Annotated in this window: 12 protein-coding genes; 5 read left to right on the top strand and 7 right to left on the bottom strand. The window is 65.8% G+C overall.

Going from position 1 to position 13,137, the window contains the following annotated elements:
* Positions 1 to 27 precede the first annotated feature (27 nt).
* Positions 28 to 1,410, bottom strand: a complete 1,383-nt coding sequence (locus WKW79_RS32225) for a phosphomannomutase/phosphoglucomutase (RefSeq protein WP_340339315.1) — start codon at positions 1,408 to 1,410, stop codon at positions 28 to 30.
* Positions 1,411 to 1,525: 115 nt separating this feature from the next.
* Between WKW79_RS32225 and WKW79_RS32220 the strand changes: the two genes are divergently transcribed.
* The 3 genes from WKW79_RS32220 to WKW79_RS32210 are packed head-to-tail and all read left to right on the top strand — an operon-like array spanning position 1,526 to position 4,491.
* Positions 1,526 to 3,046, top strand: a complete 1,521-nt coding sequence (locus WKW79_RS32220) for a DNA-3-methyladenine glycosylase 2 family protein (protein WP_340339314.1) — start codon at positions 1,526 to 1,528, stop codon at positions 3,044 to 3,046.
* Positions 3,047 to 3,058: 12 nt separating this feature from the next.
* Entirely contained in the window at positions 3,059 to 3,559 is a 501-nt protein-coding gene (locus WKW79_RS32215; RefSeq protein ID WP_340339313.1) for a methylated-DNA--[protein]-cysteine S-methyltransferase, read from the top strand.
* Positions 3,556 to 4,491, top strand: coding sequence for a DMT family transporter (locus WKW79_RS32210; protein ID WP_340339312.1), 936 nt, complete (start codon positions 3,556 to 3,558; stop codon positions 4,489 to 4,491). Before WKW79_RS32215 ends, WKW79_RS32210 begins: the two co-directional genes overlap by 4 nt.
* A 3-nt stretch (positions 4,492 to 4,494) precedes the next feature.
* Here WKW79_RS32210 and WKW79_RS32205 read toward each other — a convergent pair whose 3' ends face one another.
* Positions 4,495 to 5,154: a DUF1345 domain-containing protein gene (locus WKW79_RS32205; RefSeq protein ID WP_340339311.1), complete on the bottom strand. Its 660-nt coding sequence runs from the start codon at positions 5,152 to 5,154 to the stop codon at positions 4,495 to 4,497.
* A 48-nt stretch (positions 5,155 to 5,202) separates the two neighbouring features.
* Complete coding sequence (locus WKW79_RS32200; RefSeq protein WP_340339310.1) at positions 5,203 to 6,648, bottom strand: aminotransferase-like domain-containing protein; 1,446 nt, start codon at positions 6,646 to 6,648, stop codon at positions 5,203 to 5,205.
* Positions 6,649 to 6,729: 81 nt separating this feature from the next.
* Between WKW79_RS32200 and WKW79_RS32195 the strand changes: the two genes are divergently transcribed.
* Positions 6,730 to 7,437 (top strand): c-type cytochrome, encoded by a 708-nt coding sequence (locus WKW79_RS32195; RefSeq protein WP_422823998.1) that lies wholly within the window; start codon positions 6,730 to 6,732, stop codon positions 7,435 to 7,437.
* The gene (locus tag WKW79_RS32190) at positions 7,437 to 8,711 is read left to right on the top strand and encodes a c-type cytochrome (protein ID WP_340339308.1); all 1,275 of its coding nucleotides are present in this window, start codon (positions 7,437 to 7,439) and stop codon (positions 8,709 to 8,711) included. Before WKW79_RS32195 ends, WKW79_RS32190 begins: the two co-directional genes overlap by 1 nt.
* On the opposite strand, the gene WKW79_RS32185 is transcribed toward WKW79_RS32190, so the two are convergent.
* From WKW79_RS32185 to WKW79_RS32170, 4 genes are all read right to left on the bottom strand, one after another.
* Complete coding sequence (locus WKW79_RS32185) at positions 8,701 to 10,194, bottom strand: hypothetical protein (RefSeq protein ID WP_340339307.1); 1,494 nt, start codon at positions 10,192 to 10,194, stop codon at positions 8,701 to 8,703. The two genes, WKW79_RS32190 and WKW79_RS32185, sit on opposite strands and share 11 nt — an antisense overlap.
* Positions 10,195 to 10,227: 33 nt before the next feature.
* On the bottom strand, positions 10,228 to 10,494 hold the full coding sequence (locus WKW79_RS32180) for a PAAR domain-containing protein (RefSeq protein WP_213957023.1): 267 nt from the start codon (positions 10,492 to 10,494) through the stop codon (positions 10,228 to 10,230).
* A gap of 79 nt (positions 10,495 to 10,573) precedes the next feature.
* Positions 10,574 to 11,689, bottom strand: coding sequence for a DUF6708 domain-containing protein (locus WKW79_RS32175; RefSeq protein WP_340339306.1), 1,116 nt, complete (start codon positions 11,687 to 11,689; stop codon positions 10,574 to 10,576).
* Between the two features lie 9 nt (positions 11,690 to 11,698).
* Positions 11,699 to 13,051 carry a hypothetical protein gene (locus WKW79_RS32170; protein ID WP_340339305.1) on the bottom strand — a complete coding sequence of 451 codons (1,353 nt, stop codon included), beginning with the start codon at positions 13,049 to 13,051 and terminating at the stop codon, positions 11,699 to 11,701.
* Positions 13,052 to 13,137 lie beyond the last annotated feature (86 nt).

The following is a 13,137-nucleotide window of genomic DNA, read 5'->3' as shown; positions in this document are numbered from 1 at the left end:
GGGTGTTTTTCTTCTTGTTCGTTGCGGTCAGTGGGCGGCTTCAGCCAGCTTCGCGTCGGGCTTGACGGTCTTGAGCAGCGTCAGCATCGTGTCCTGGATGCGATGCAGCGCCGCATCGGTCTGGCCCTCGAAGCGCATCACCAGCACCGGCGTGGTGTTGGAGGCGCGGATCAGGCCGAAGCCATCCGGCCAGTCGACGCGCAGGCCGTCGATGGTCGAGACCTTTGCGGGCGCATCGAAGCGCGCCGTCTTCACCAGCGTATCGACCAAGCCATGCGGCTCGCCTTCGGCGCAGGCCACGTTGAGCTCGGGCGTGGAGAAGCTGGTCGGCAGGCCGTTGAGCACGGCATTGGCATCGGGACTCTTGCTCAGGATCTCTAGCAGGCGGCAACCCGCGTAGGTGCCGTCGTCGAAGCCGAACCAGCGCTCCTTGAAGAAGATGTGGCCGCTCATCTCGCCACCGAGGGGCGAATTCACTTCCTTCATCTTCGCCTTGATGAGCGAATGGCCGGTCTTGTAGATCATGGCCACGCCGCCGGCCGCCTCGATCGCGGGGCCGAGGCGCTGCGAACACTTCACGTCGTAGATGATCGCGCCGCCCGGCACGCGCGAGAGCACGTCCTCGGCGAACAACTGCATCTGGCGGTCCGGGAAGATGTTCTGGCCGTCCTTGGTGACGATGCCGAGGCGGTCGCCATCGCCGTCGAAGGCCAGGCCCAGTTCGGCGTCGCCGGCCTTCAGCGCGGCCATCAGGTCGCGCAGGTTCTCTGGCTTGCTAGGATCAGGGTGATGGTTGGGGAAGTTGCCGTCGACTTCGCTGAAGAGCTCGGTCACTTCGCAGCCGAGCGCACGGAAGATCGCCGGGGCCGTGGCACCCGCGATGCCGTTGCCCGAATCGACCACGATCTTCATCGGCCGCGCGAGCTTGACGTCGCCGACGATGCGCTGCACGTAGGCCGGCACCACGTCGACCTCGCGCACGCTGCCGCCAGGGGCGAGCACGGCATTGCCGGCTTCCATCGTGAGGCGCAGCCCCTGGATCTCGTCGCCGTAGATGGCTCGGCCGGCGAGGATCATCTTGAAGCCGTTGTAGTCCTTCGGGTTGTGGCTGCCCGTGACCTGGATGCCGCTGGTGCACAGCGTGTGCGCGGCGAAGTAGAGGATGGGCGTGGTGACGGCGCCGACGTCGATCACTTCGACGCCGGTGGCCACCAGGCCGCGAATGAGTGCGGCGCTGAGGGAGGGGCCGGACAGGCGGCCATCGCGGCCCACGGCCACGGCCTTTTCGCCGGCTGCGCGCGCCGCGCTGCCGAAGGCGCGGCCAAGGGCCTCGGCCACGTCGACATTGAGCGTGCTGGGCACGACGCCGCGAATGTCGTAGGCCTTGAAAATCGAAGCGCTGAGTTGCATGGATGGTTCCCGGCTGATCTTTGAAAAAGCGAACGGCGGATTCTAGGCCTTTGGTTCGCGAGGATGATGTCCGAAAACGGCTACTCGCAGAGTGGGAGAGTCGTATCATTCCCCTATGTCAAACCCCTCCGCAACCGCCCTGGAAAGCGATGCCTGCTATCTGGCGATGAAGACGCACGATGCGCGCTTTGACGGGACATTTTTCACGGCAGTGACTTCTACCGGCATCTATTGCCGGCCGGTGTGCCGCGTGAAGCTGCCGCGGCGCGAGAACTGCCTGTTTTTCCGGCATGCGGCGCAGTGCGAAGCCGAGGGCTTTCGGCCCTGCCTGCGCTGCCGGCCCGAACTGGCGCCACGCGCCGCAAGCTGGTCCACCGAGGACGCCTCCCGCATCCTCGCCTTGCAGGCCGCGAGGCTGATCGACGAGCCCGATGCATGGGCCGAGGACGGGCCCGGCGCGGCGCAGATTGCGGAGCGGCTGGGCGTCAGCGACCGGCACCTGCGGCGCATCTTCGAGGCGCAGTTCGGCGTGTCGCCTTTGCAGTATTTGCAGACGCGGCGGCTGCTCGCAGCCAAGCAACTGATCGCCGATACCCATTTGCCGATGACGCAGGTGGCGCTGGCCAGCGGCTTTGCCAGCGTACGGCGCTTCAACGCGGCCTTCCTGGCGCACTACAAGCTCAACCCCAGTGCATTGCGACGCGCGGGTGGCAGCCGCGAGGGCCGGCCAATCGAGGTGCGGCTTGGGTATCGACCACCGTACGACGAGGCGGCCATGCTCGGCTTCTTCGAGCGCCGGGCGCTGGGTGAGGTCGAGGTGGTTTCGGCCGGCACACTCGCGCGCACGCTGCGCATCGTGCAGGGTGGACGCACGCATGCGGGCTGGCTGCAATTGCGCTTCGATGCCGAGCGCGAGCAGGTGCTGCTGTCGGTGAGCGATTCGCTGGCCGCGGTGCTGCCAGTGGTCATCAGCCGGGTGCGCGGCATGCTCGATCTCGACGCCGACCCGATTGCGATCAACGCCGCCTTGCATGCGCACTTCCCGCAAGGCGACGGGCTGCGTGTGCCGGGCACGCTGGACGGCTTCGAACTTGCGGTGCGCGCCGTGCTGGGCCAGCAGATCACTGTCGCGGCGGCGCGCACGTTGGGCGCGCGGCTGGTCGCGGCCTTCGGCGAGCCGATTGAGACGCCGGTGAAGGGACTGGGGCGGCTCTTCCCGACGCCGGCCGCCATTGCGGCCGCGAGCGGTGATGCGCTGGGACAACTCGGAATCGTCAGGCAACGCCAGGCCGCGTTGCAGGCGGTGGCGCGCGAAGTGGCGGAAGGCCGCTTGGCCCTGCATGCCGGCGCCGACGTGCCCAGCACGCTGGCCGCGCTGCAAGCCCTGCCCGGCATCGGCGACTGGACCGCCCAATACATCGCGATGCGCGCGCTGCGCTGGCCCGATGCCTTTCCCGCTGGCGACGTGGCCTTGCAGAAGGCGCTCGGCGTGACCGGCGCCAAAGCCGCGCACGAAGCCTCGCTCGGCTGGCGGCCCTGGCGCAGCTATGCGGTGCTGCGTGCCTGGCATTCACCGCCTCCGGCTTCGACAACTTCGACGAACACCATCGCGCCCGCAACGAGCGCCTCAACCTGATCGAGCACCCTCATGAAATTCAAGAACCCCGCAGCCGTCCGCTGCACCCACATCGACAGCCCGCTCGGCGGCATCACGCTCGCCGCCACCGACAACGGCCTCGCCGGCTTCTGGTTCGACGGGCAGAAGCACTTGCCCGACATGCGCGGCTGGCAAACCGACGACGCGCATCCGATGCTGCGCGAGGCCGCAAGCCAGGTCCGCGACTACTTCTCCGGCAAGCGCGCCGACTTCGACCTGCCACTCGACCTGTCGCATGGCACCGACTTCCAGCAGGCCGTGTGGAAGGCGCTGTGCACCATCGCGCCCGGCGCGACCACCACCTATGGCGCGCTGGGCGCAGGCATCGGCAAGCCCACGGCGGTGCGCGCGGTGGGCGCGGCCGTCGGGCGCAATCCGATCAGCGTGATCGTGCCCTGCCATCGCGTGCTGGGCGCCGATGGCGGGTTGACCGGCTACGCGGGTTCGCTGGAACGCAAGAGTGCATTGCTCGCACTCGAGGGCGCCCTGTGATCCAAGCCACCCGGAAGAAATCTCGCCGCTGGGTTGTCGACCTCGTCCTGCTGGGCGCGCTGTGGGGCGCGTCCTTCCTGTTCATGCGCATCGGCGCGGCGGAATTTGGCGCACTGCCGACGGCCGCGGTGCGCGTCGGCATTGCCACGCTGTTCCTGTTGCCCATCCTGCTCCTGACGCGGCAGGGCCCGGCGCTGGCACAGCACTGGAAGCCGATCCTGCTCATCGGCGTGGCGAACTCGGGCCTGCCTTTCGCGCTCTTCTGTTTTGCGTTGCTGAGCCTGAGCAGCGGCCTGGCCGCGGTGCTCAACGCCACGGTGCCGATGTTCGGCGCGTTGGTCGCATGGGCCTGGTTTCGCGACCGGCCGGACAACTCGCGGCTGGTGGGGCTGGCGGTGGGCTTCATCGGCGTGGCCTTGCTGGCGAGCCGCAGCGAGGCGCCGCACACGGGTGGCCCGGGCGACTCGGCGAGCGCGCAACTGCTGGGCGTGGTGGCCTGCCTGGGCGCGTGCCTGAGCTACGGCATTGCGGCCAGCGCGACGCGGCGCTACCTCGCCGGCATCCCGTCGCTGGCCACGGCCACGGGCAGCCAGATCGGCGCGACGCTGTTCCTTGTGCTGCCGGCCATCTGGCTCTGGCCTTCGCATATGCCGAGCCTGCATGCCTGGCTGGCGCTCACGGCGCTCGGCATCTTCTGCACCGGGGTGGCCTACATCCTGTTCTTCCGGCTCATCGCCGAGGCCGGGCCGGCCCGCGCGCTGACCGTGACCTTCCTGGTGCCGGTGTTCGCGGTGGTGTACGGCGCGGTGTTCCTGCACGAGCCGGTGACGATGTGGATGCTGCTGTGCGCGGCGGTGATCGTCTGCGGCGTGGCGCTGTCGACCGGGATCGTCAAGCTGCCATTGGGCGGCGCGGCCGTGAAGCAGGCGTAGCGGCTACAACGCCCCCACCACCACGTTCACGCTGAACGCCAGCACCAGCATGTTGAACGCGAAGGACAGCACGCTGTGGATCAGCGTGATGCGCCGCATCGCCGGCGAGAGGATCTGCACGTCGGAGACCTGCGAGGTCATGCCGATCACGTAGGAGTAGTACATGAAGTCGGCGTAGTCGGGCGGCGCGGTGCCGGGGAAGTCCAGGCCGTGGTTGTCCGGCTTGCGCGTCTTCTCCTGCTGGTAGTAGCGGTGCGCGTAGTGGAAGGCGTAGATCGTGTGGATCATGAGCCATGACTCGGCCAGGGCGACCATGGCCAGCACGATGTGCGCGCCCCGCTCCAGCCCGGCGAGCAGCTTGACCTGCTGCAACAGCATCGCGATCGCGGCGACGCTGAAGGCGATCACCGTCAGCATGGTCAGGAGCAGGATCAGGTTGGGCTGGTCCAGCGACTGGGCACGCTCCCGCGTCTGCTGCGCATCGAAGCTGTGGGCCAGCCACCAGGCGAGCGCGAGATACACCGCGACGCCCACCACCCACCCGAGCAGCCCGCGCGCCATGCCGTTGATGAGCGGTGACGGGATCAGCGCCACCGCAACGCCGACCGCGGCGCCGTAGCTCAATCGTTGGATGCCTGTGGTGGTGGAGAGGTGCTTGCGCATTCGGCCGACTGTAGCGCCGCCCGCCGGGGAGCGTCATGCGGCGGCGCGTCATCCGCCATTCGCGCATTCGCCCGCGAGCCGGCCCAGCGTGGCCAGCGCACGTTCGCTGCGCGCATCCCATGCATGGCCGTAGTTGAGGCGCAGGTGATGGGCGAAGCCACCCGTCGCCGAGAACACCGGCCCCGGCGCGATGCTGATGCCGAGGGCGAGCGCACGTCGATGCAGTTCGAGCGCATTCACCTGCTGCGGCAACTCGACCCACATGAAGTACCCGCCCAGCGGCCGGGTCGCGCGCGTGCCCTCGGGAAAGTGATGGCCGACCGCCTGCGCAAAGGTCGCCTGCTGCATCGCCAGCGTCTGCCGCAGCTTGCGCAGGTGCTTGTCGAAGCCGCCTCGCTCCAGGTAGCTCGCGAGCGCGAGTTGCGTTGGAACCGAGGTGTTCAGCGTGGTCGTCAATTTGCGTCGGGCCACGTCGCGGGCAAAGCGCCCCGGCGCGGCCCAGCCGATGCGATAGCCGGGCGCCAGGCTCTTCGAGAAGGACGAGCAGTGCAGCACCAGGTCTTCGGTATCGAAGGCCTTGGCGGGCACGGGTTGCTTGTCGCCGAAGTAAAGCTCGGCATAGACATCGTCTTCGATCAAGGGCAAGCCATGGCGCGTGAGCAGTTCGACCAGCGCCCTCTTCTTGGCGGTGGGCATGAGGCTGCCGAGCGGGTTCTGGAAGGTCGTCATGAGCCAGCATGCCGCCGGCTTGTGCCGCACGACCGCCTGTTCCAGCGCGTCCAGCTCGATCCCTTCCCGCGGATGCGTCGGCACTTCGATGGCCCGCAAGCCCATCCGCTCCAGCGCCTGCAACGCGGCATAGAAAGTCGGCGATTCGACGATCACCGAATCCCCGGGCTTGGTGACCGCGCCGAGGCACAGGTTGAGCGCCTCCAGCGCGCCATTGGTGATGACGATGTCGTCGGCCTGCACATTGACGCCATTGGCCAGGTAGCGCAGCGCGATCTGCCGGCGCAGGGCGACGCTGCCGGGCGTGAGGTCGTCCACCGTGCTCCAGGGGTCGAGCTTCTTCGCGGCCGACGCCAGGATCTGCCCCAGCCGGGGCAGGGGAAACAGCAGCGGGCTCGGAAAGGCGGAGCCGAACGGCACGACCTCGCGCGTCATGCTGGCCTCGAGGATGCTGAAGACATGCTCGCTGATGTCCAGCGCCACCGATTCGCCATCGGGCTGCGAGCTCAACTCAGCCTCCGGCGGCGCCGCGCGCGACCCGCCCTCCGCCACGTAGTAGCCCGACCGGTCCCTGGCGCGAATCAGGCCACGCGCCTCCAGCAGGTAGTACGCCTGGAAGACCGTCGACGCGCTGACGCCGCGGCTTTCGCCCGTGCGTCGCACCGACGGAATGCGGTCGCCGACGCGCAGCGTGCCGCTGCGAATGGACGCCTCGATGTCGGCAGCGAGGGCTTCATAGCGCTTGAGAGGCGATGCGGAATCCATGGCCGCCGACTCTATCTGCTATGCCCGATCCGGCAGAAACTGCATCTGTTCATTTGGGCCGGTTCAGGCCACAGTCATGCCATGTCAAATCTCTTGCGGTGGGTCGGTGCGTTTCTCCTTTCCAGCAGTCTCCTGGCGGCCCCGGCCATGGCGGCTTCGCCTCCGGACACCATCGCCCAGCGCGTGGCCGCCTGCATCGCCTGCCACGGCCGTGAGGGAGCGACCACCGGCGCCGGCTACTTCCCTCGCCTCTCCGGCAAGCCGGCCGGCTACCTCTACAACCAGTTGCGCAGCTTCCGCGACGGCCGCCGCTTCAACAGCGACATGGTCTGGATGGTGCGACACCTGTCGGACGACTATCTGCGCGAGATGGCCGAGTACTTTGCCGGGCTCGACCTGCCCTACCCGCCCGTCCCGCAGACCACCGATGCCAGCGACGCGACGCTGAAGCGCGGCCGGCAACTGGCCCTGGAAGGCGATGCGACGCGCGGCATCCCGGCCTGCGTGCAATGCCATGGCGCCACGCTGACCGGCGTGCAGCCTGCCCTGCCCCCGCTGGTCGGCCTGCCGCGCCTTTATGTGTCCTCGCAACTTGGCGCTTGGCTCACGCAGGACCGGCATGCGCTCGCGCCGGACTGCATGGCCGAGATCGGCCGCAAGATGACGACCGCCGACATCAACGCGGTGGCCAGTTGGATCGCGCTGCAACCGATGCCTGCCGACAACAAGCCCGCGGCTTCGTTGCCCGCGCCGTTGCCGCTGCGCTGCGGCGGGATGGAGGCGAAGTGATGCGGCGCCTTGCATGGATCCTGGTGACGCTCGCGCTGTTGCTCGCGGCCCTTGCGGTGGTGGTGTGGCAACTGAACCTTCGCGGGGAAGAACCTCTCGCCTCGATCGCCAGCTTCACTGCCACACCCCAGCAAGTCGAACGCGGCCGCTACCTGGCACTGGCCGGCAACTGCGCCGGCTGCCACACCACGCGCGGCGGCGAGCCCTATGCCGGCGGCGTCGCCATCGACACGCCCTTCGGCACCGTGTTTTCGAGCAACCTCACACCGGACAAGACGCATGGCATTGGCGACTGGAACGCTGCACACTTCTGGCGCGCGATGCACAACGGCCGCTCGAAGGATGGCCGCCTGCTGTACCCGGCCTTTCCGTACCCGAACTTCACCAAGGTCACGCGCGAGGATTCCGACGCGATCTACGCCTACCTCCAGCAAGGCGTGGCCCCATCGCCGCGCCCCAACGACGTGCACCGACTGCGCTTCCCCTACGACACGCAGGCCGCGCTCGCCGTGTGGCGCGCGCTGTCCTTCAAGCCCGAGCCCTTCGCGCCCGATGCCTCGAAACCGGCGGAGTGGAACCGCGGCGCCTACCTGGTCGAAGGCCTCACCCACTGCATCGCCTGCCACGGCACGCGCAATGTGCTCGGCGCGACAGAGCAGGAGCGCGGACTTTCAGGCGGATCGATCCCTGTCGAGAACTGGTATGCGCCGTCGCTGACCTCCTCGCGCGAGGCCGGTGTCTCCGACTGGGACGCAGGACAGATCGTGGCGCTGCTGCAGACCGGCCGGTCCGCACGCGGCGCGGTCATGGGGCCAATGGCCGATGTGGTCTATCGCAGCACGCAGCACCTGAGCGAGGCGGACCTTCATGCGATGGCGGCCTACCTGAAGGCATTGCCGGGCCCCGGCGCCGCTCCCGCGCAGGCGCCGGCTCAAGCGATCCGCCGCGACCCTGGTGTGATGGCCACTGGCCAGAAAGTCTTCGACCAGCGCTGCGCCTACTGCCACGGCGACAAGGGCGAAGGCGCGCCCGGCGCCTACCCGCCGCTCGCAGGAAATCGCGTGGTGCTGATGGACTCGCCGGTCAACCTGATCCAGATCGTGCGGCACGGCGGCTTCCTGCCGGCGACCGCGGGCAATCCGCGCCCCTACGGCATGCCGCCCTTCCGCCAGGCGCTGGACGACAACGAGGTGGTCGCGGTGCTGAGCTACATCCGCGGCGCCTGGGGCAACAACGCGCCGCCGTTGACCGCGCAGGACGTGCTCAAGCGCTGATGGGGTTTTTTTCCGCAGGCGCGGCCGGCATGTTGACCAGCATGGCACCCCGCGCGAACGGGTCGGACACCGATGCGACCATTACGTGCTGCTGGTGCTCCTTTGCCAGGTGACACGCCAGCGCCAGGCCGACCAGTTCGCTCGCCGCGCCCATGTGCCCGCAGGTGATGCCGGTCGACAGGTTGTTCTCGTCGAATGCGACATGGGGGAGGCGGTCTTGCAGGAGCCTAGCCACTTCGGTCACGCGTGATGCGCGATGGTCGGCATCGCTCACAACCCACTCGATGGTCGTGGCTTCGATCGCGGATGCCTCGGACAGGCGTCCGGCGAGTTCGGCTAGCGCGGTGGCGCGCGAGACGGTGGAAGCGTCGGCCGATGATTCGAGTTGGCCGAATACGGGACGCGCGACTTGTGGCGCCTCGGCGCTGGCAAAACGCAAATCCTTCACTCCGGTCAGCAGCAGGCCGGCGCTGGCCTCGCCCGGCATCAGCCCATTGCGGCGTGCCGTCGAGAACAAGGTGCCGCGTGCATCCCATTGCGCCACACACGCATCGGAGATTGTTGACTCCGCCGCCACCACGATCCAGAGCGCAGGCCTCTGCGGCTCCCGATTGAGCGCGAGGCTGATGCGATCGATCAAGGTCCAGCCGGTGGTGCCAGCATCGTTGCGGAGGTAGTCGACCGACCACGCATGCGACGGGCTCTCGCCGGCACAGATATGCTGCACCCATTGCGCCGCGAGCAGTCGCTCCTGCTCGGTCCACTCGCCCGGAAGCAACAGGGAGATGCGGAGGGCCGGGGCTTCGACGGGGCTCCTGGACCTCGATGGATTGCCGTTGCCCGGCGACATTGACTGCGGTTGCGTCGCAAGGAGCATCTCGTCTGCCTGGGGCAGCAAGTCGGCCAGCGTCTCGCTCATCGCCTGGATCGAACGAAGGCGATCGTCGGCCAGCATGGCCACGTCGATCTCGGCGGACTTGGCCAATCGCATCTCAGCCAGATCGTCGCGCAGCTCATCCACTTCAAGGTCCGCGATGCGAGCCGCAAAGATCGGAAAACCTGCGTCGTTCTTCAACTCGGTATCGGGGCCGACACTCTTCCCCTCCGCCAGCATCGCGGCCAGTTCGTCCGCCGAGGCGCCGCCCGGCGAGCGCAGGCTGGACGCGAGCACGCTGAGGCGGAAGCGGGCCTCCTCGGCATCGGTCTTGTGGGGATCGCCTAGCGTGGCGCCGCCCCCCGGGGCCTGCCCCTTCGCCGCAGCTTTCGGAGCCGGGTTCGACGCAGCCGCCGCGACGCCGGCTCGCACCTTGCTCACGCCCCAAGCGCTCAACACCAAGGCGAGCGGCGCCACCAGCAGCCAACCCACCACATCACCCGTACTCGGCATGCGCGCCGTCGACTGCCAGTAGACGTACATCGTCCCCCAGACGAGGCCGAACGCCGCCATCACCAGCAGCGCCGGCTTGATCACTCGCGAAAACATGAAAGAAGAAAAATGGAGAGCGCGTCGAGGCGGCTATTCCGAAGAGGAATCGAACTGGCTGGCCAGCAAGAGCGAGCCGCAAGCGGTCGTGTCATGGTGACGCGCCACGCGTCGCCCATCGATCTCGACATAGGGGCTCGCCGTGACGATCGGATTGATCCCGTGCCCCGGAATCGGACACTTCACCAAGTCGCCGATGCGCGCCACGCGCTTCTCGTCTGTGAAGGTGTTCTCAGATGCGGTGATCACGACACCGCCGTGGTTGGTCTTATCGCCCAACAGGATGAATGGTCTGTCCATTTTTTTGTCTGCTCCCTTGACTGTTTGATTGTTGTGGCCGCGACGCCTGCGACTTCTCGGCGTCGGCGTTTTCTGCGGCCTACCGACCAGCACCAGCCTTTGCTTCACGCAAAGCATCTTCGGTACCCCAATGGGTCAGCAATTCGATCTCGTCCGCCTTGCTAAGTTTGCCTTCGGCCCGGTAGGCCATGGCCGTCATCACGGCGCCGGTCTGCACGGGCTTTTCCTCCGGCTCGCCGATGCCGCTGTCACTCTGCCATTCCTTCGGGAATCTCGGCCATGAGCAGGTGACTTGGCTGAGCATGTGGTAAGCGGTCTCCATCACACCCGGGCGCTGTTCCAGCTTGTATTGACTCCTGCTGGGCTTGCCGCAGAACGTACTGTATTCCTGCGGAAGATACTTGTGGACACCTTCGCGACCAGGGCCGTACTCCATATAGCAACGAATGTATTCCCAAACGGAGGAAGCTTTCTGCTGCATTTGCAACGTCGGCCCCACAAATACGGCGTCTTCCCCTTGCGCTTGCGGGTCCGTCGGATCGGCGGGAGGCGAATACAAAATCAATGAGTAATACGCTGCCTTGCCGGGAGCGGCATTTTTTCGGGCTAGAAGGTCATACCCGTCCATATCCAAAATCGCACACAGACGATCCCATTCCAAGACGCCGTTGCCGCCGCAGCTTTTGGGCCGCAACACGTAGACCTTGCGCGTCAGGCGATTGAAACGAATACGACCACGCGCATAGGTAAAGAAGCATGTGCCGACACCCATGATGTCGAACCAAAGCCACAGCAAGACACCACAGCCCAAGGACAAAGGGAACAGGAGAAGCCAACCGAACCAGACAAAAACTGAGCGCGCGTCGAAGGCGCCGAACCATAGAAAGATCATCTCGCCGGTGAACAATGGAAGCACAGCGAATCCATAGAACCCCCAGAAAATCATCAGGCAGGGCAGCAGTACAAATACTGTCCCTATCCCAGCCTTCCACTGTTGCTCCCATCCCGAGTTGCACAGTTCTAGGTAGGCGTCGTTTTGTGCGTAGGCGCAGCGTCCAGGCAAGTCGACATCGACGACCTCACTTGGCTCATTCGTCAACCAAAGCCTTTTGCTACCGTCAGCCTGAATGCACTTGCGGCCTTCTGCCACCGAGCGCGAACGCGCCCGACGATAAACATGTTCGTTGGGGAACATAGTGAGTCCTCAACTCTTCGGCTGTAGTTCAGCCCGAACGTTGGCGAACTTCTGCAAAGTGTCTTGCAGGTTAGCGTGGTTGGGCTTCTTTGCCTTGTTGAGCGGGCAATCTGTGAGCCAGTTGACCCATTCCCCTTCTTTGAGCCAAGCGATCGCGAGCACGGATCCGATCACCAATATCGCGCCAACCAACCCCAACACAGCCCCCAAAGATGCCGCGGCGATTCCAGCCACGGATATATCGAACGCAACAACAGCAGTTGCGGCGATGGTGAACACTGTTCCAAAAACGCTCGCAATCTGCGCAATCGCTAGAACATCTTGATTTCGCTGGATTGACAACTTCGCATCCATCCCATCAAACCAAACCGAAATCATCGCCGCCGGCAGCAAGAACTTAAAAGCCATCTTCTGCAGCGAGCGCAGTTGGGCTACGTTCAACGCATCCAGTCCAGCCACCAATGCCGGATCCTTGTACACATTGACGCCCCTGACCCCCTTGAAGATCGCTTCTTCGTAGGCCTTAGCGCGCCAGTCTGCGATCGAACCGATTCCCTGCAGAACATTTCCAACCAATTCTGTGGCCGCTCGGCCATCGGCATTGACGGCGACTTGACCGCCTTTGAGCAAGGCTGCACCCAAATCAAATAAGCCCGCGAACATCGCTGCCCGCGTGCCCGGCGCAGCGCGCGTGGCACGAGCCATGGCGGCCCTGCCAGCATTGCCCTTTTGGGCGCTGGCGACTGTGCCCAACTTGATCGCGCGTCCTGCCATTTGCGCGGCGCGTACATCGTTGGCGCGCAAGCCAAGGCGTTCGGATTCCTTCGCTATGGTGCTTCCCAGCGTCGCCGCGCCCGAGAGCGCCATGTAGCGAACCAACTGCGCTTCCTTCCCAGCGACTGGCAGGCTGTTGATGCCTTGAACCATCTTGACGCTCATCAGAGTCATGACGTGTGCAGGCCAAGCGAGCTTGCGCAGGGTGCTGCTTTGCGAAATGGACGGGAATGCCTCCATGAAGGCAAGCGCCTTGTCTCCCAATGCCACGCGACTGGCCATGAACTTGAGCTTGCTGGCCAAACTGTCCAAAAGCGGCAGGCTGGGGTCGGCGTCTGGAGCGGCAGCCGCCCTTTGATCTCTGTTGTCTTCCTCCGTCGCCTGCTTGAGCGCTGCGAGATAGGACTGGCTATTGAAGCAAAGGACACGCGAAAAAGCACTGTCGCCCCACAGATTCAATGATTCGAGCCATTTCTTGCCCCACGCGTTGCTTTCCGTGCCTGCAAGGCATTGGGCAAGTTGCAGACTCAGATTGGCGCCGCCGCCGGGTCGATCGACGTGGGGTGAGTGTCCGAGATTCCCCGTCATTGCCTGAGGCGGCCTGATCGACGAAGGTCAGCTCTCCCTTTTTCGGAGAGTTCAATGACAGATCAAGCAGGACCGGTCGAGACCGG

It is taken from the genome of Variovorax robiniae, from assembly GCF_037889955.1.
Classification (GTDB): Bacteria; Pseudomonadota; Gammaproteobacteria; order Burkholderiales; family Burkholderiaceae_C; genus Variovorax; species Variovorax robiniae.
This window is presented reverse-complemented; position numbering and strand designations above follow the sequence as displayed.